The organism is Bifidobacterium thermophilum (genome assembly GCF_037482445.1).
Lineage (GTDB): Bacteria > Actinomycetota > Actinomycetes > Actinomycetales > Bifidobacteriaceae > Bifidobacterium > Bifidobacterium thermophilum_B.
The window spans coordinates 411541-429518 of sequence record NZ_JBBHLY010000001.1 but is presented as its reverse complement, the minus strand read 5'-3'; the positions used below and the strand labels follow the sequence as shown (position 1 = coordinate 429518).

Below are 17978 nucleotides of genomic sequence, written 5' to 3'. Positions count from 1 at the left end.
CGGCGTCCCGCTAGTCCGCATCGTCGCGTACAGTAACCGCTTGTAAACCACAGACCGTTGGTGTGGCCGCAAGGCCGCCGAAATTGGTTCGCCAAGCCATCGCAGGTTGAACAGAAAGCCACCACGGTGGCATGCGTGCTCTGCCTGCGTGCAGGGCTTTTTTATTGCCCGGATTGGTGGATCGGTTTCGAACGTCAACGGTTGACTTAGGAAGGAACGCCATGAAGAGGCCCGAAAAGGAAGCGGTGGTCGCCGAGCTTACGGACAAGTTCCGTAACGCCGACGCGATTTACCTGACCGAGTACCGCGGGCTTACCGTTCCGCAGATCTCTGAGCTGCGCGAAAAGCTAGGCCGCGATACTTCCTACGCTGTGGCTAAGAACACGCTGGCTCGCATCGCCGCAAAGGAAGCCGGTATCGAGGGGCTCGATGAGCTGCTCGCCGGTCCGACCGCCATCACCTTCGTGAATGGCGACGCCATTGCCGGTGCGAAGATCCTCCGTGACTTCGCCAAGAAGAACAAGGCCCTTATCGTCAAGGGCGGTTTCTACGACGGAACCGTGTACGACGCCGAGGGCGCAAAGCAGCTGGCAGACCTCAAGTCTCGTCCGGAACTGCTTTCCGAGATGGCCGGCGCAATCAAGGGCACCATGTCCAAGGCTGCGTACCTGTTCACCGCACTGCCGACCAAGGCCGTGCGCACCATCGACGCTCTGCGCGAGAAGCAGGAAAAGGCTGCCTGATCTCGCGCGGGTTCGCCCGTCACGATATCGGTATCTCACCAATAAGAAAAGATGCAGGCTACGGGACACCAACCCAAAACCAACCCGTTGCCATGATTGAAAGGAAGCCATTATGGCTAAGCTCAGCAATGAAGAGCTCCTGGATGCGTTCAAGGAAATGACCCTCGTCGAGCTCTCCGAGTTCGTGAAGGCCTTCGAGGATGAGTTCGACGTCAAGGCCGCCGCTCCGGCCGCCGCCGTCGTTGCCGCTGCTCCGGCCGCTGGCGATTCCGCTGAGGAAGAGAAGACCGAGTTCGACGTCGTCCTGACCTCCGCCGGCGACAAGAAGATCCAGGTCATCAAGGCTGTCAAGGCCATCACCAACCTCGGCCTGGCTGACGCCAAGAAGCTCGTGGACGAGGCTCCGAAGCCGGTTCTCGAGAAGGCCAAGAAGGAAGACGCCGAGAAGGCCAAGAAGCAGCTCGAAGAGGCTGGCGCCACCGTCGAGCTCAAGTAATGATCGCGGCTTGAGCCGCATCATACCGCTTGAGTTTGTTTGAGCGTAACGGCCCCGATTGTCCCCCGTGGACGGTCGGGGTCGTTTTATTGTGCCGGCGGCGGCCTCGGGTGCTGTCTGTCGGGGGTGCTGTCTGTCGGGGGTGCTGTCTGTCGGGTTGTGTGTGTGCGGTGGCATGCGTGATTGGGGGGTATCGCCGTGGGGGTCGGTGTTTTCGGGTGTTGTCTGACGCGTTGTGTATGTCCGGGCATGCGTGGTCCGGCGGTACCCGGCTTTTGGCCGTGGTGTCGGGGGCGATCTGTCGTGTGGTGTATGTCGTGGCATGCGCGGGGGCGATGTTGTGTCGCGTGTGGATGGTGATGGGCTCCTTGGTGACGGGCATCGCGGGAGAACTCGGCGGATTGCATGATTCGGCTGTAAACTCCCGCGGCATCCGTGGGAGTTTAGGGAAATCCCGTGCCACTGCGGATAATCTCCCAACAAGAACGTTGAAATCCCGCGGTTGTTGAAAATCGCCCCGGAAGCCGGAACTGGGAGAACAGCGCCGAATCCGCGTATTCGCGATAAGCTCCCACGAAATCCGGGAGTTCGCCCGCCTCTGCCGGTCCGTGTGAGATCTCCCGCGCCAGCCGCTCGCATCCTTCCACAAACCGGTGACGCGTAGGCTGGTCATGGCGCCGCTGGTTTGTGTACTCCCAAACCGGTGACGCTGGCAGGCCTCCCGGCGTAACCGGTTTGTGAAAAGAGGGGCAAGAGGTCTCGCGCGGCTGACGCTGATGCGCTGTGGGCATGACTGATCGCCGGCACGCCGTATGACGGCACTATTGGGTGGGACTTGTCAATACCTGCGGGGAATTGAGCGAAAATAGTGGAGACATGGCACAATGGCAGGTAGTGTGCATATGCGCGTACAAGGCGAAAGGAAGGCCGCAAGGTGACGGAGCAGCGATCCGGGCAGCAGTGGATCATCAAGGTCAATGGCGCCGAACAGATGGATGTCAAACCGGGGGAAAGCCTCGAAATCGGGCGCAAACCCCTGCGACCGCTCGCCGATGACGGCCATCGCCGTTTCGAGGTCGTCGACGAGGCGCGATCCATGTCGAAGCGCCACGCCCTGCTTACCGTCCACGATGACGGGACGGCCGCCGTACGCGACCTCCACTCCACGAACGGTTCCTACATGATTCGCGAGGACGGCGAGCTGACGCGCCTGCAAGCCGAAGTCGATTTCACGTTGCCGTATTCGCCGATCCGCCTGCAATTCGGCGATATCCCGGTTGATTTCATTCGCGTCGATGCGCCCGAACACTCCGAGCCGGCTGTGACCGACCTGTTCTCGTATGCGCGTGACGGCGCCAGCCAGGAGCCTGACCCGGCCGACATGTCCGTCGATGACATTCTGAACCTGCGGGCGGGCGAGCCGACCGCGATGTTCAGCTCGCAGAACGTGGCGGATCGGCTCCGCCAGCTGCGTGACGCCTCATTGCAGGTGCCGCGGCTTGCCGGCACGGAACCGGTCGATGACGAGCCGCAGCATGCCGACGGGGAGTCCGGGCCCGCCTTGCAATCCCGGCCCGGCCGGCCTTCGGATGCCCAGACGCCGGTCCGACCGGAGCCGCAGGACACCGTGCCGGTGGTCCAGCGTCAGTCTGCTCTCCAGCAGGCGGCAGCGGCAGAGCTGCAGCCGACACCGCGAACCGGCGATTCGGACGCGCAACCGAACACCCCTACCCGGCCGGCTGCGCAGCCTACGACGAGTGCGAAGCCTACGCAGAGCGTGCAGCCGGGAGCGGCATCCCAGTCTGAGCCGGCGTCCCAGTCTGCACCGGAGTCCCGGCCTGCGCCCGCACGTTCGCAGTTCACCGCGGCCGTGCTGCCGGACGCCGTGGCGACGGCGGCCCAGCAACGGCAGTTCGCCCAAGAGCATCCGATCCAGGAGCTGCCCTTGGTCGTCCAGCCGGGAGCGCCTGCTGAAACGGGCCCGCGCGACCTGTTCGCCGATGCCGAGGAGCACAGCAAGGAGCTGGCGCAGCTGCGCGAACAGCAGCTCAAGCAGGAACAGCAGGACGAATTGCAGCGTCAGGAGCTCGCCCAACGTGAGGAAACCGAGCGTCAGGAGCAGTTGCGCGCCCGGTCTGCTGAACCTGCGCTGCCTGCCGAGTCCGCTCAGTCCGCTGAGCCTGTGCTGCCTGAACGGCCTGCGCAGTCCGCCCCGGAGGCAGCACATGCCGAGCCTGCTCAGGCAGTCCGCCCGTCGCAGCAGTCGGCCGGCGAGGATTACAGCCGGTTCGTCCGCCCGGTGACACCCGACCCCGCCGCGAACAGCGCGGACAACCAGACCGTAGCCGGCCAGAGCGCGCAACAGGCCCCGCAAACGCAACAGCCCCAGCAAACCCAAGCCCCGCAAACCCAGCCTGTGGGGTTCAAGCCGGTGTTCGAACCCGGTTCGGTGTTCGAACGCGTCTCCCGCGGCGATTTCGACCATAAGGAGCCCCAGGTGGAGGCCGGCGGCTTCACCTCGCAGCAGGCGAGGACCACCACCGATTACACCGTCCAGTTCCAGATCGCGCGGCACGCCCAGCTGCTGCCGTTCCTCGCGATGAACCCCACGCTGTACGATGACCTGTACGCGTGGCTTGCAGCACAGGGGAACGCCGATGTCGATGCCGCGCTCGCGCACAATCAGGGCTATCAGGAATACCGCGAAGCGGTAGGGAAGTGAGTCGAGGATGAGCGAATCCACAACCGATGAGGCGTTGCGCCAAATACGGCGTTGGCGGGACGACTACCGCAATTCGTTGGCACCGTCGCCTCTGGAAGATATCAGCCAGCTGTCAGCCCAGCTTGACCTGACCCACGCCCACCCGTCAGGCATCGCCCAGCTGTTCGCCAGCGGCAAGGCGCCGCTCGATTCCCTGTTCCGCGACACCGGCATGCTGCGCGCCGCCGGGCGTCGTCTCGAACGCGTCTACGAGGACCAGACCGCCAAAAGCCGCATCAGTGGTGTGGCTGAGCTGTCCATGGTGGTCGGCGTGGCCACCTGGTCCGGCAAATCCGTGCCGGTGCTGCTGTACCCGGTGGATGTGACCCGCAAACCGGGCGGCAGCGAAACCGACGCCACCATCAAATTCACCGGCCGCGGCAGACTCAACCCCGCGTTCGTGACCGAATTGCACGACCAGGGCGTCAACCTTGACGAGGACGAGCTGTTCGACGGCTCGAACTACGACAACGGCACCCCCGAGACGTCGGCCGTGTTCGCGGCGATCGAGAAGCTGGCACGCCGGGCGTTCGCCGACTTCGACATAGACCGGTACATCATCGTCGGGTGCTTCATGGACCCGAGCGCGCAGATTCTGCTCGAAAGCCAGCGTATCGTCGACGCGTTGCGCAAAGGGCCTACCGGCAACACCATCCTCGACGCACTCGCCGGCGACGCGCAGGCGATCCATGACCTCGAATCCGACAAGATCGCCGAATACAGTCCGTTCGACGGCGATCCGCACGCCGAATACGAGATCGGCGACGTGGACAACACCGTGCGGTATGCCGCCAACGTCGTGGCCGCCGGACATTCCATCGTCCTGGACAGCGAGGTCGGCAACGGCAGCGCCGCCCAGGCCGCCGCCATCGCATCCCGCTGCGTGATGAACGGGCGTTCGGTGCTGTACGTGCCGTGCGTGGCCGAACAGAAACGCCGGTTCACCAAGATCATGGGCGGCAACGTTATCGGCGACCTGGTGCTTGACATCGCCGACGAACAAGGCAACCTGGCGATCGACAAGCAGCTGATCGCCGCGGTCGGCTACCGGGCCGGCAATGCGACAAGCCGGTTCGACCAGCTGTCCGACGAACTGGTCGGCGTGCGTTCACGCCTGACCCGCTACCTTGGCGACCTCCACGGGGTCAACGAACGTTGGGGCGTCTCCGCATACCAGACCATCCAGAACCTCGCCAGCATCGCGACCCTGCCCACCCACCCCGCCACCCACGTGCGGCTCGGCGAAACCGCCGCCCGCACGCTCAACGGGCATATGGACGAGTGGACGAACAAGCTGCGTACGGCAGGCGAGCTCGGCGAATTCGCCATCGGCCCGGAAGACACCGCCTGGTACCATGCCTCGCTGACCACCGAGGAGCAGGCCATCAACGCCTACCAGCGTGTGGTCGACGTCATGCAGAAACTGCTGCCCGCCACGCGCGAACAGGTCGCCACCACCGTGCAGACCTGCGGTTTCCCCGTCCCGACCACCGCGCAGGAGTGGGGCAGACAGGTCACCGTGCTCAAGAACCTGCGTCGCGTGCTCGACGTGTTCCAGCCGGAGATCTTCGAACGCGACCTTGACTCGATGATCGAGGCGAGCAAGTCGAAGCAGCAGCGCAAGACCGAAGGCTCCGACCTAGGGTTCTGGGAGCGTCGCCGGCTCGTCAAGGAAGCCAAGAGCCTGCTGCGCGTGGGCGCGCAGGTGGAGAACCTGCATGACGCGCTCGTCATCGTCGCCAAACAGTCCGAACAATGGCACCTGTTCGTGCCCCACGGCGGCTGGCCCGTCCTGCCGCCCAAACTGGACACGATCCTCGAGACGCAGGACGCGCTCATGCGCGACATCACCGCGCTTGACGCCGTGCTCGCCACCACGCCCAAGGGCGGCAATCTCGAGGCTCTGGATTTCAACACGCTCGAGGAGCGTCTCAAGGCCCTGTACAACGACCATATGGCGTTGGATACGCTGCCGGGGCGCTGCCGGCTCGAACAGGAGTTCAAGTCGGTCGGCCTCGACGAACTGGTCGACGACCTGCGCGCCCGCCGCGTGCCGGTGGAGGCCGTGGAAGGCGAACTCCAGCTGTCGTGGTGGACGACCGTGTTCGAGGACATCGTCAAACAGTCCGCGATCATCTCGAACCAGGACGGTTCCGCCCTGCAGACCGCGGCGGACCGCTTCAGCCAGGTCGATGCCGATCACGTGCGTTCGGTCGGCCCGATGATCCACCAGGAATCCTTGCGCAAACTGTGCGACCTGCTGTTCTCCAAGACGCAGGAGGCGAACCAGCTGCACACCGTGCTCGCCGGCGGGCCGAACACGCCGCTCGGCCGCGTGCTGCGCGACCACCCGCAGATCATGGCTCTGGCCAAGCCCGTACTCATGGCGACCCCATCCACGCTGGCCGCGCTGACCGACCCCACGCCGCTGGCGGATGTGGCGATCGTCGACGCCGCCGCCCACATGCCCGCCATCGAACTGCTGTCCATCGTCTGCCGTGCGCGGCAGATTGTGCTGATCGCGCACGATGCGACGGTGACATCGCCGAGCGTCAAGGCGCTCATCGGCCTGCTGCCCCATGTTGAGGCCCGTCCGCGTCTGACCCGCCGCTCGCCGCGCCTGTCCGCGTTCCTGCAGGAAGCCGGGTACGGGACCATCCGCCATGCCGTCCCGACCGAAGGCATGCAAGGCATGATCCGGCTGCACCGGATCGAAGCCACCGGCGTGCCGGTCATCTCCTCCGGCCTGGTGGAAAGCAGCCAGCAGGAGATCGACACGGTCACCAGGCTTATCTGCGACCGGGCGAAATCCTTCACCGTGGTCCCCGTGTCCTACGTGCTCACCGTGGTCGCCATGACCGAGGTGTTCCGCACCCGCCTGGGCGCCGAACTCAAGTCGCTCGCCTCCAAAGACAAGGCCATGGGCCGCTTCCTGCGCCACGTGCGGCTGATCGGCCTCGACGAGGTCGCCGGCGCGCAAGCCACGGACGTCATCGTATCCATGTGCTACGCGAAAACCACGCACGGCCGTCTGATCCAGCAGTTCGGCCCGCTGGAGGGCGAGGGCGGCAAGGGCATGCTGCTTGACGCGCTCGCGCTCGCCGACCGCAACCTTGATATCGTCTCCTCCTTCGGGCCTGAAGACATGGATGACGAGCGTCTGCACCAGTCCGGCCCGCAGCTGCTCAAACGGCTGCTCACGTGGGCTTCGGCGCTTGACGCGAAAGCCGTCCGTCCAACGCCGATCCAGGTGTCGGACAACGTGCTGTTCAACGATCTCGCCCAGCGTGTCAAGGCGCGCGGGCTGGAGGTCGCGGTGGATTACGGGTTCGGCGATGACGTGCGCATCCCGTTGGTCATCGGTGCGAAAGGCAAGCCGTTCGCCTTGGCGGTGCTCACGGATGACGCGCAGTTCATGGGCATTCAATCCACCCGTGAACGTCACCGTCTGCTCCCGCAGGAGCTCGCCCGGCTCGGCTGGTCGGTGATGACCGTGTGGAGCGTCGCCGCGTTCGTGAACCCCGACAAGGAAGTGGACCGTATGGTCGCCCGCATCGGCACGCTGTACGGGGAGGCATGATGGCACCCGCATATGACCCGCATCGGCGCACCCCGAGACGTCACCGCCGGGTGACGATGCAGGGGACCGAGCGCTTCGATGCGGACGGTGTCAAGCTTGAGCCGTCCGACATGCTGACCGCCCGGCAACGTGACGCCGACGACGACCGGCGAATTCTGGGCGAGCTGCCGCCGCACTGGGCGGTATTCAGCGAGCGCGGGCACTGAGAACGGGCACTGGGCCCGCGATACACCGGTTTCGGTTATGCCCCTTCCCGTCGTGCGGCGATGACCGGCAGACTGTCAGGCAGGCTCATCACGGTGAGTGCCTCGCCGGGCTGCATGGCGATGGACGCGCTGTCCGCCGTGGTGCCGTCGGCGCGCTCATTGAACGCGATGAGTGTCGCTTTCGAGGCGATGGCACATTGCCGGTCCCGGTGTTCCGGTGCGGTGTCTTGATCGGTCTGTTCGCTCGCCGCGTCCGTGGGGACGGGCATGGGGGTGTCCGTGGGGGCGACACCGGGGGTGTCCACCATGTCGTTTCCGTCCGCCGTGCCGTTTCCGTCGGGCGGCATGATGGTCCCGCATGGCTGGCCGACAATCAGGTCGATCTCGTCGCCGGCATCGACGCCTTCCGGCCGGCTTGCCAGGCGCGCCTCGATCACGGTGGTGCCTTCAGGGGCGACTGGCGCCCCACGGATATGCGAGCGCAGGACCAGTGTGCCGGCCGGCATGTCCACGAGCGCGATCCGGGATTCGATCTGGACGGGTTCCGTCGGCGCGTGCGCGAATGATGTGTGCGCCGGCACGTCGATGACTTCCACCATGCCGGCGGTGAGCCGTTGGCCCCGTCGCACGTGGCTGGTGGTGCTCAGCATGGGCTGGGTCTTGACGACGGCGGTGAGGCATTGCAGGGCGCTGAATACGGCGATCGCGATGAGCAGGGCGCTTGCCGCGCGCCGTGCTGCCGCTATCCGGCGGCGTTGCGCCAGGCCGAGCCGGGTGCGGCGGGATGCCGCGGATGAGGATGCTGAAGATGATGATCTGTGTTGTCCCATGCGCCCATCATGGCCGGTGACGCCGCGCGATGCCACCCGTACCGGCGATTGTGGTCAGAAGTGCAGCCGCGGCTGCCGGGGCATACGCGAGCATACACGAACGCCCCCGTGCCTTGCGGCTGCGGGGGCGTGTGAATATGCGGATGCCGTTTACTTCGAGCTGCCGCGGTCCGTACGGTAGAAGCCGCTGCCCTTGAACTCGATGGACGGTGCCGCGTAGACCTTATGCACCTGCTCCTGGCCGCACTGCGGGCATACGGTGATCGGCTCGTCGCTGAACGACTGCTGCTCGGTGAAATCATACCCACAGTTCTTGCAACGGTAATGATAGGTTGGCACGATGGTCCCTCCACGAAATCGACAGGTCGGTACGTTACGTAATCTGTTCACATCCTAGTCGAATCGGTGACAGCAATGGTGTTCTCGGTCCGCGAACCGGAACCGTCCGCCGCCGGTCAGCCGACCATGCGCAACCCGGCGGGGGTCAAGATGCCCTGGACGGGAACATCGTGCCGGGCGTGGGGCAGCGGCCCGTCCGTGAGCTCCCACGGCCAGCACACGCCGATGATGCGCGCCGACGGCGAGGCGTAGGCGAGCGCACGGTCATACCATCCGGCGCCGCGGCCGAGCCGGATGCCGTGCCGGTCGATCGCGAACGCGGGGACAAAGACCAGTGAGGCCCCGGCCAGCGATTGCGCGCCGAGTACGCGCGTGTCCGGCTCCCGCGGGCGCAGGCCGCCGGTGGCACTGCGGGGCATGTCGTGCAATGCGTCAAGGCCGTGCAATTCGCTCCAGGCCGGGTCGTCGCCGGCTCCGGGCCCGAGCCGCGGCACCAGTATGCGTGCCCCGGCGTCGGCGAGCAGGCAGAGCACGCCGTCCATAGGGGGTTCGGTACCCATCGACGCGTACGCGGCGACCGTGGATCGTTCCGGCAACGCCCGGCACAACGGCAAGGCGTGATCGCGCAAGGCCTCGCGCGCCCGGGTGAATTCCCCGGCGGCAATGGCCTTGCGGCGTGTCAACGCGGCACGGCGGGCGGCACGTTTCGCGGCGGCGACCATCTCGGTGCCGCTGCCGGTATCGCTGCCGGCTGCCGGCGGAGGAGCGGGGCGGGAGAAATCGGTGATGCTCATACCCCACGTGATACCACGGGCGTCGTAGAAGCGTCCGCATGGCACCGCAAGACACGCATGCCGGCGGTCCCGCACGGCCGGAGCGACTCGTGGCACAATGAAAACGATGTCTGTTTTCCAATCGTTACGCGGCAGGATCCACAGTCGGCGGCCGCGTGAATTCCTCATGCCGCAGGCCCTGTATGCCCCCGAAGGCGTCATGCCGATCATGCTGCGGCCATGCACGCCCGACGACGAGGACGAGTTGCAGTCCCTGCGCTGGCGCAACCGTGACTGGCTCAAACCCTGGCAGTCCGATGACCCGCTCGGCGGGCCCGGCCTGTCGTTCAACGAATGGATACGCGTCCAACGCGAGTATGAGCGTGAGGGGACCGCCGCGCTGTTCCTGATCACCGACTGCACGCGCATCGTCGGGCAGGTGTCGCTCGGGGCGATCGCGTACGGTGCCATGCGCACCGGGCTGGTCGGCTACTGGGTGGACCGCGAAGTGGCCGGCCACGGCATTGCCCCGCTCGCGGTGGCCGTGCTCGCCGACTGGGCGTTCGACGCGCCGGACGGGCCGAGGCTGCATCGCATCGAAATCGCGATCCTGCCCCAGAACCGGCGTTCGCGCAGGGTCCCGCAGAAACTCGGCGCGATCGATGAGGGGCTGCACCGCCGCTACATGTATGTCAACGGGCAGTGGCGCGACCACGAATCCTACGCGTTGTTCGCCGAGGACCGTCCGCAGGGCGGCCTGGCGCAGGCGCTCGCCGACGGGCGGCTGCCGGCCGCCTGACACGCCGGAGAGAATGCGACACGCCCATGGGCGGGACGGACTGTTTTTCAGATACGTCTCCTATTCTTAGTCACTATGGATTATGAGGACATCAGTACGATTGTCGTGCTTGTCGTACTGGTAGTCTTCATCATTGGATGGCTGCCCATCAGGACGGCCGACAGCATGAAGCGGGTGGTTCAACGCCGTCAGGACCGGTTCTCCCCATCGCTGCATCTGATTGATGAGCGCAGCGGGACCAGGTTCTCCGATGACCATCCGCCGGTGACGAAAGGGGCTGCGATGCCAGTACAGGCACAGGGTCGGGTATCCCACGAGCATATCGCCGAGGTACGTCGCTTGCGCCGGGCGTCGATCCGTCATCGTCGCATCGTCGTCGCCGTGCTCGTGTGTGCGGCCGTCATCGTCGCGGTCGCGGCGTACCTGTTGCATTTCCCGATGGCATACGCACTGATTCCCTGTGGCCTGCTGGTCGTCACGCTCGCGCTGGGGGCGCGGGCGAGCCGTCACGCCCGGCAGTGGGAGCATAAGGTGGCACAGGCGTTGCGCCAGGAACACCAGATGCGCTCCCCGGCGGCGACGCGCGAACAGGCCGCCCCGGCAGTGTCGGCGGCGCAGACCGGCGCTCCGGCCGTCGCATCCGCCCCGGCGGATACGCCTTCCGGCGCCGACGCCGTGGAAACCGGCATCATGGAGCAGCACGAGATCCACCGGGCCGTCGAACAGACGCTGGCGGAGCGCGACCAGGCGCTCGCCCGCAAGGCGGCACAAGCCCGGCGGAAGGACGAACGCCCGGCCCGTCCCGTTCAGGCGGGGCAGCCCGGCCGGCCCGCGCAGCCTGCGGACGTATCGGAGCAGGATGGCCGGCATGTCCCGGCCTCTGCCGCTGACGCTTCTGCCGCCGACGCCCATGCGTCCGATGCACGGCATGAGGTGGCGGACAAGTCCGCCGAAGCTGTGTCCGCCGAATCAGCGCCTGTTGAATCAGCGCCTGCCGAACCGAAGGACGTGACGGTGGAACTCAGCCGCGTCAGCCCGGCCACGTCGCTCGATGTGTTCGATATGGCCGCCGAACGTCACCAGGACCTGATCTCCTTCTCTTGGGGCGCGCCACGCAACCATGCCGACGAGCCGGCGGCTCCTGAGAGCCTGGAAATCAAGTCCACCAAGCAGGTCGCCAAGGCCGTGCCCGTGGATGCCGGGGAAACCGAACCCGGCAAGACGTCGGGGAGCGGTGACAGGTCCGCTGATGATGTCCGGACGCATGATGCGGCGGTGAACAACGCCGATTCCTTCCACCGCACCGAGGAGCACGCCCGGGTGGATGTGCCCGAGGCGACCTCCGATTCGCTGGGCCACGACCTGCGCGCCGTGCTCGAACGTCGCGCATCCTGAGCCTGCAAACGCCGGAGTATCGCGGTTTTCACTCTCAGCGTTAGCACTCGAGTTGGCAGAGTGCTAACAACGCGCTACGATGAGGGGTAGCGCAAAGGGACGGCGCCGATAGTGATCGTCAGCCTCTTGAAAGCGATGTCCTGGCGCGGGAAGTATCGATTTCTCTTAGAAAGAGGAGGTCCACAGTGTCGATCTCACTCACACCGTTGGAAGACAAGATCATTGTCAAGCAGGCGGAAGCCGAAACCAAGACCGCTTCGGGCCTGTACATCCCGGACAACGCCAAGGAGAAGCCGCAGCAGGGTGAAGTGCTGGCTGTCGGCCCCGGCCGTCGTGACGACAAGGGCGAGCGCATCCCGATGGACGTCAAGGTCGGCGACAAGGTGCTGTACTCCAAGTACGGCGGCACCGAAGTGCACTATCAGGGCGAGGATTACCTGATCGTCTCCGCCCGCGACGTGCTCGCGATCCTGAACTGACGTTCCGCGTCTTGCAAGGCCCCGGCTCATGCCGGGGCTTTTTTGTTTGCACTGTGCCGCCGGCTCCGTGCCGCCGGCGTCGCTGTGTCGTTGGTCCTGACGACACCTTGCGGCGCTACCATGGGTGGTGTCGTGCATTGCGGCATACGGCACACGAGGCGGGAGGACGCTATGGTGACGGCGATGGGATCCCGGCAGGCGCGGGACATGGTGCATCAGGTCGTCGATGCCCTGGCGCAGGCCCTCGCCTGCCCGCGCCAGGTGGTCGAGGCGACGGTGCTGACGCTCGTGGCGGGCGGGCATGTGCTGCTCGAGGATGTGCCCGGCGTAGGCAAGACAACACTCGCGCGGGGGCTGGCTGCGGCCGTCGGCGGTTCGGTGCGCCGCATCCAGTTCACGCCCGACCTGCTGCCGGGCGACCTGCTGGGCATGAACGTGTATTCGCGGGCGACGGAATCGTTCGTGTTCCATCCGGGGCCGATTTTCGCCAATATCGTGATCGCCGACGAAATCAACCGTGCGGACCCGAAGGTGCAGTCCGCCCTGCTTGAGGCGATGGGCGAGGGGCAGGTCAGCGTGGACGGGCAGACCCACCATCTTGACCAGCCGTTCATCGTGGTCGCCACGCAGAACCCGATCGAGCTCGAGGGCACGTATCCGCTGCCCGAAGCGCAGCTTGACCGGTTCATGACCTGCATGCGCTTCGGATACCCGCAAACGGACACCGAGGAGCGCATGGTGATGTCAGACCACGCGTTCCGCCCATTGCAGGGGCTTCGCCGTGTCGTTGATGTCGAACAGATCCAGGCGGTGCGTGAACTGTGCGCCGGCGTGAGGCTGTCACAGCCGGTCGCACGGTATCTGGTGGCGCTCACGGCGGGAACGCGGCGGATGGACGGTGTCTCCTACGGGGTGTCGCCGCGTGGCAGCCTGCAGCTGGCCGCCATGTCCCGTGCGAAGGCGCTGTATGAGGAACGTGATTTCGTGCTTCCCGATGATGTGCGCTGGGCGGCACCGCTGGTACTGCCGCACCGGCTCGTGCTCGAGGATGCCGGCTACGGCTCGTCTGTCACCGATCGCGCCCACGAGCTGGTCGGGACGCTGATTGAGCGGACCCCGGTGCCGCGTGTCGGCGACAGGTAGGGCGGGCATGGATACCCGGCGGGACGCTGAGACGCACCAGGGGCGTCGGGGTTCCGGGGAAGCCCCGGTACCGGCGCAGGCCGCACTTCGCCGTGCCGGGGTGCCCTGGCGTCTGCGCCATGGCATGGTCCGCCCTACGCTGGCAGGCTGGCTGACGGCATTGGCGGCGGCGCTGCTATGGCTGGCCGCTCTCACGTTTGATGCGCGGGTGCTGGTCGCTGCGGCTATCGCATGGACGGGCGTATGGCTGATGGCGGCCTGTGGCGGCGGTATCCAGCTGCTGGCTTGGCTGGCCTCGGGAACCGGGCGCGGCCGGGCGACGCCATCAACGCCATCCGGGCGCCGGTACCGGGTAGGGCGGCCCGTACAGCCGCGTGAGGTCGCGGTGTCCGAAGCGTACATCCGGCTCAATCCGGACCGGTTCGCGGGCACCGCGCCGACCGGCAGGGGATGGTACCGGCGTGTCGCCGTCGTGTCCTCCTGGCGCGAGCCGCTCGGCCTGTTCGCCGTTCGCTCGGTCACCCGGGATGCCTCCGAACTGGTGATCGTGCCCGAACCTGGGCCGGTCACCCCGACCCGCGGGGACACCGTCTCGGGGGTGCGCGGCGGCGGACGCTCGGCGCTCGGCTTCGCCGGCCTGCGCGAATACGAGCCGGGTGACCCGGTGCGCAATATCGCGTGGAAACGCAGCGCCGGCGCCGGCCGGCTCATGGTCAAGCAGATGCCGCGCAGTACCGTCCACGCGGTGATGCTCGTATGCGACATGGCCTCCTGCACGACCGGTCGGCAGGCCGATGCTGTCGCTTATGAGGCGATGAGCCGGTACGCCCTGCTTCAGTCAGGGCTGGAACATGCCGGAGGCAAGCTGATCGTCACCGACGGGCGGGGTGTCGCCACAGGCTCCGGCCAGGCGCTGCGGCTTATCGCCTCGCTGCAAGGGCGTGCCGACGACGCCGTGGCGCACGCCGGTGCGGATGGGGGCGACGATGTCGCCTCCACGGTATGCCATGCTGCGGCGGCCCAGCACATGCCGGTCAGCGTGGTGGTGATCACCGCCACGCCGTCGGCTGGCGGCCTGGTCGCACGGCTGCACGCCGCCGGGCAGGCGGATGTGCGCGTGGTCGTCGTATCCGGCAGGCAGCCGGACTACCAGCTGCAACGCCGTGATCTTGATGACAGCCGGGGCCATGAACCCCGTGACCATGAACCACAGCGCCATGAACCACAGGATGCGCACCGGTCCGGATTCGGCCGCAGGCATCCCGCCGCCCGCCGCAGCGCCATCCGGCCGGCAGGCTCGCCCGCCGCCGGGCGGCCAAGGCACCCGGGGCGGGCATGGCAGGCGGCGGACCTGACCGGCATCATCGTGCGTATCGCCGCCACGGCATCGGCCCTCGAACTGGCCGTCCAATGGCTCACATCGCTGGTCCACGGCGAACACATGTGGTGGCCTCTCGCCGCACGCATCGGCGTTGCCATACTCGCCGTCGTCTCACAGATCCCGACGCCGGCACGCCTGGCGCACCGGCGTGTGATCATCGCCGTGCGGGGCCTCGCTTTCGCCGTCGGCACGCTGATTGCGGCCATCATCGCCGCCGGACTGCGGTTGCGCGACACCATCGGGTTCCTGCCATGGCATCCCGTCATCACGCAGGCCACCGACCGCGGGCAGGACGACATCCGCATACCCGCCATCCAGGCGTGGCGGCAGTTCGCCGGCGTCATGGCGTCAGGATTCCGGCAGGTGTACGTCCAACTGCCCCCGCTGTCGTTGACCGCGGCATCGGACGCCGCCATAATGCTCGCCATCGCCGTGTTCCTTCTGGTCATGCGGATCGTGCTGTGCACGCCTGCGGCAGTCCCATGGACAGGGCTCGCCCCGGTCATCGTGGGCGCTGTCGCGTATGCGTCCATGCTGCAGGATACCCCATGGGTCGCAGTGCTGGCCCTCACCGCCCTGCTGGCGCTCGCCCGTTGGTCGGTCCACCCCCGTGCAGCCGGTATCATGATGCCCGCACTCGCTTCGGCGCTGACCGTCGCCCTGGTCGCATGCTGCACCGCACCCGGCCTGCGCCTCGCCCGATCTGCGCATCTGGGCCTTGACTCCGGCGGCATGTTCAGCTCCGCGACCGTCAACCCGATGATTGACCTCAAACACTCCCTGACCGTAGGCTCGTCGGCGACCGCATTGACCTACCAGTCCAGCCGGGCGCGCTACCTGCGCATGGCGACGCTCGACGATTTCAGCGGCGGCACGTGGAGTTTCGCCAGTTCCCTGTCCGGCAGCGCGAACCTGTACGATGCCGGCACATCGAAGACGACGGCCACATCCAAGGCCGATACCGCCGCCCGGCAGCTCATGGCATTATCGGGCGGCAGCTGCGAAGCCGCCGAACCCCTCGCCACCTACCTGACCTACGGCAACGGCTCACTGGACGCCCACCTGTCCAGCGACGACTGGCTCGGCAAGCATGTCGCCAACACCGAAATCACCATCGACCGCCTGTCCACGCGGCTCCTGCCGTCCGCAGGCCTGACACTCGACTACTCCGGCATGAACGGCAACTGGAACATCGACCCGTCATGCAGCATCTATTCGCGCACCGAAAGCACCAGACAAGGCGACACCTACAAAACCTCAGGCATCTACCTCGACCCCATCACATCGGTGCTGGGATTCCAGCAGATCGACGCCATCAGACGCTCGGTGTCCGACCTGCGTGACACCGGTCACCTCACCGTCCCGGATACGGCGACAGCCGACGCGGCACGCGCGGAACTCGTCGCCTCGGGGGCCGCACAACGCAGCGGCGACTGGCTGTTCATCCCCGTGGCCACCACCAACGGCATCCTCACCGCCACCCACTCAGGCTCCTTCCCCGGGGCGCTCGCCTACGAATGGTCCGCCTACGGGTACAGCGACGACAACACCGCCACGTCGGACACGGCATCCACCTACACGCTGAGCACATCATTCGCCAACGCCGTCGGCTACAACCCCAACAAGGACAGTGCGGCGCTTGCCTCCTCGGCGGATTGGAACACCCGGATACTGGTCATGCCCGCCACCGTGGGCGCCGCCGACGCGTCGGACACTCAGGCAGTGGGCAACGCGCTCGCCGCGACGGGCATCACGGTCGCCGCCGTGACCTCCGTCGTCCTCGATGGCAGCCTGGTCGACGGGACGGACCCGTTCGCGCGGGTCGACGCACTGGACCGGGCGGTCCTCGCCCAATACCGTTCCCTGCCGTCGAAACTGCCCCGCAGCGTGACCGCCGTGGTCGCCCAGGCGAAAGCGGATGGCATCCCGTCGGCGGGCGCGTCGTTCGACGAACAGGAGCAGGCCTTGCAGTATCTGGTCAGGTATTTCTCATCGAACGGGTTCACGTATGCCTTGGACGTGCCCGACGCCGATGACGGCGACGACAGCAATATCGCGATGGTCGGCAGTTTCCTCAAGCGCAGGAGCGGCTATTGCGCGCACTATGCGAGCGCGTTCGCCGTGCTCGCCCGCGCGCTTGGCGTGCCGACCCGCATGGTGCTCGGCTACAGTACCAGCGGGGTGGTTGACGAGAACGGGTCGTATGCCGTCAGCGCCAGGCAGCTGCACGCCTGGGATGAAGCGTACCTGTCCGGGGTCGGCTGGGTGCCGTTCGACGTGACGCCGGCGGCATCCGAGGCATCATCCGGCGCCGGCCAAAGCGCCTCGTCGGCTGCGTCGTCATCGTCAAGCCCGTCGGCGTCATCCTCGGCTTCCGGTTCAGGGTCCGCATCCCCGTCGGGTTCCGCCTCGTCAGCGGTGTCATCGGGCGCGTCGGGCGGACCTGCCTCCCGGGCGCAGGGCCGGGATGATGCCTCGCAGGCCAGCCGTCCGGCCCGCCAGTGGGTGGTCTTCCTGTCGTCGGTGGCGTGCCTTGGTGCGGTGTGCTGCGCCCCGATGGGCATACGTTCGTACAGGAGACGCCGCCGGTTGGAGGCGTTTGACCGTGTGGCACGCGCTGGCTTGGGCGGCGCTGGCTTGGTCGGCGATGACGCGTCAGTATCCTCCGCGTGGGTCGCCGCATGGCGGGAACTCCAGGACACCGCCTGGGATTGCGGGGCGCGATGGGACGCCACGGCCACGGACCGCGACATCGCCGACACGGTCGGACAGGCGCTCGCATGCGATGCGGCCGGAGACGTCGCCGATCGGGCGGCCGCCAGCGTGTTCGGCCAAGGCGACGCTCCCGCCCCGACGATGCAGGATGCCGTAGTCGTCCGTTCGGCGGTGGAAGGACGACGGCGGTTCATACCCATGTCGTTGTTCCGCCGCCGGTGACGGCAGGCACGACGCGCCGCCGGCGGCAGCCCCCAACGGCGTGTCGGATGCCGGATGTCCGCATGGTGGCCTTCCAAACCGGTTCGTTACAGGGGATTGACGCCGCCGCGTATAGG

General features: G+C 66.6%; 13 protein-coding genes and 1 pseudogene. 11 read left to right on the top strand and 3 right to left on the bottom strand.

Features of this window, described 5'->3' with window-relative positions; translation table 11 throughout:
• The first annotated feature begins 221 nt into the window (after positions 1-221).
• From rplJ to WD012_RS01775, 5 genes are all read left to right on the top strand, one after another.
• The gene (rplJ, locus tag WD012_RS01795) at positions 222-743 is read left to right on the top strand and encodes a 50S ribosomal protein L10 (RefSeq protein ID WP_044279687.1); all 522 of its coding nucleotides are present in this window, start codon (positions 222-224) and stop codon (positions 741-743) included.
• Between the two features lie 112 nt (positions 744-855).
• Positions 856-1239 (top strand): 50S ribosomal protein L7/L12, encoded by a 384-nt coding sequence (rplL, locus tag WD012_RS01790; RefSeq protein ID WP_015451001.1) that lies wholly within the window; start codon positions 856-858, stop codon positions 1237-1239.
• A 934-nt stretch (positions 1240-2173) separates the two neighbouring features.
• Positions 2174-3961, top strand: a complete 1788-nt coding sequence (locus WD012_RS01785) for a variant leucine-rich repeat-containing protein (protein ID WP_339562069.1) — start codon at positions 2174-2176, stop codon at positions 3959-3961.
• Between the two features lie 7 nt (positions 3962-3968).
• Positions 3969-7580, top strand: a complete 3612-nt coding sequence (locus tag WD012_RS01780) for a helicase (RefSeq protein WP_339562068.1) — start codon at positions 3969-3971, stop codon at positions 7578-7580.
• Positions 7577-7786 (top strand): hypothetical protein, encoded by a 210-nt coding sequence (locus tag WD012_RS01775; protein ID WP_339562067.1) that lies wholly within the window; start codon positions 7577-7579, stop codon positions 7784-7786. Before WD012_RS01780 ends, WD012_RS01775 begins: the two co-directional genes overlap by 4 nt.
• A 35-nt stretch (positions 7787-7821) precedes the next feature.
• Here the strand turns inward: WD012_RS01775 and WD012_RS01770 are convergent, their stop codons facing one another.
• The 3 genes from WD012_RS01770 to WD012_RS01760 form a co-directional block, all read right to left on the bottom strand.
• A complete protein-coding gene (locus WD012_RS01770) occupies positions 7822-8616 on the bottom strand; it encodes a CpaB family protein (protein WP_339562066.1) in 795 nt (264 codons plus the stop codon).
• Positions 8617-8766: 150 nt separating this feature from the next.
• The gene (locus WD012_RS01765; protein WP_026502424.1) at positions 8767-8955 is read right to left on the bottom strand and encodes an FmdB family zinc ribbon protein; all 189 of its coding nucleotides are present in this window, start codon (positions 8953-8955) and stop codon (positions 8767-8769) included.
• Positions 8956-9071: 116 nt separating this feature from the next.
• Positions 9072-9749 (bottom strand): 5-formyltetrahydrofolate cyclo-ligase, encoded by a 678-nt coding sequence (locus WD012_RS01760; RefSeq protein ID WP_339562065.1) that lies wholly within the window; start codon positions 9747-9749, stop codon positions 9072-9074.
• Positions 9750-9855: 106 nt separating this feature from the next.
• Here WD012_RS01760 and WD012_RS01755 point away from each other — a divergent pair, with 106 nt between their 5' ends.
• From WD012_RS01755 to WD012_RS01735, 6 genes and pseudogenes are all read left to right on the top strand, one after another.
• Positions 9856-10527: a GNAT family N-acetyltransferase gene (locus tag WD012_RS01755; protein ID WP_422614324.1), complete on the top strand. Its 672-nt coding sequence runs from the start codon at positions 9856-9858 to the stop codon at positions 10525-10527.
• A 165-nt stretch (positions 10528-10692) separates the two neighbouring features.
• Positions 10693-11922: a hypothetical protein gene (locus WD012_RS01750; RefSeq protein WP_339562064.1), complete on the top strand. Its 1230-nt coding sequence runs from the start codon at positions 10693-10695 to the stop codon at positions 11920-11922.
• Between the two features lie 185 nt (positions 11923-12107).
• Positions 12108-12401 (top strand): co-chaperone GroES, encoded by a 294-nt coding sequence (gene groES, locus WD012_RS01745; protein WP_026502420.1) that lies wholly within the window; start codon positions 12108-12110, stop codon positions 12399-12401.
• Between the two features lie 183 nt (positions 12402-12584).
• Positions 12585-13544 (top strand): AAA family ATPase, encoded by a 960-nt coding sequence (locus WD012_RS01740; protein ID WP_339562063.1) that lies wholly within the window; start codon positions 12585-12587, stop codon positions 13542-13544.
• A gap of 622 nt (positions 13545-14166) precedes the next feature.
• Positions 14167-14325: pseudogene (locus WD012_RS08525) on the top strand (DUF58 domain-containing protein); the annotation flags it as partial.
• Entirely contained in the window at positions 14308-17862 is a 3555-nt protein-coding gene (locus WD012_RS01735) for a transglutaminase TgpA family protein (RefSeq protein ID WP_479686353.1), read from the top strand. The pseudogene WD012_RS08525 and the gene WD012_RS01735, both read left to right, overlap by 18 nt.
• Positions 17863-17978 lie beyond the last annotated feature (116 nt).

Bases quoted from the DNA above. Each gene is read 5' to 3' on its own strand.
- WD012_RS01755 (WP_422614324.1), top strand. From the start codon at position 9,856: ATGTCTGTTTTCCAATCGTTACGCGGCAGGATCCACAGTCGGCGGCCG.
- WD012_RS01740 (WP_339562063.1), top strand. From the start codon at position 12,585: ATGGGATCCCGGCAGGCGCGGGACATGGTGCATCAGGTCGTCGATGCC.
- rplJ (WP_044279687.1), top strand. From the start codon at position 222: ATGAAGAGGCCCGAAAAGGAAGCGGTGGTCGCCGAGCTTACGGACAAG.
- WD012_RS01735 (WP_479686353.1), top strand. From the start codon at position 14,308: ATGGCCTCCTGCACGACCGGTCGGCAGGCCGATGCTGTCGCTTATGAG.
- WD012_RS01780 (WP_339562068.1), top strand. From the start codon at position 3,969: ATGAGCGAATCCACAACCGATGAGGCGTTGCGCCAAATACGGCGTTGG.
- WD012_RS01775 (WP_339562067.1), top strand. From the start codon at position 7,577: ATGATGGCACCCGCATATGACCCGCATCGGCGCACCCCGAGACGTCAC.
- WD012_RS01760 (WP_339562065.1), bottom strand. From the start codon at position 9,749: ATGAGCATCACCGATTTCTCCCGCCCCGCTCCTCCGCCGGCAGCCGGC.
- WD012_RS01750 (WP_339562064.1), top strand. From the start codon at position 10,693: ATGAAGCGGGTGGTTCAACGCCGTCAGGACCGGTTCTCCCCATCGCTG.
- WD012_RS01770 (WP_339562066.1), bottom strand. From the start codon at position 8,616: ATGGGACAACACAGATCATCATCTTCAGCATCCTCATCCGCGGCATCC.
- rplL (WP_015451001.1), top strand. From the start codon at position 856: ATGGCTAAGCTCAGCAATGAAGAGCTCCTGGATGCGTTCAAGGAAATG.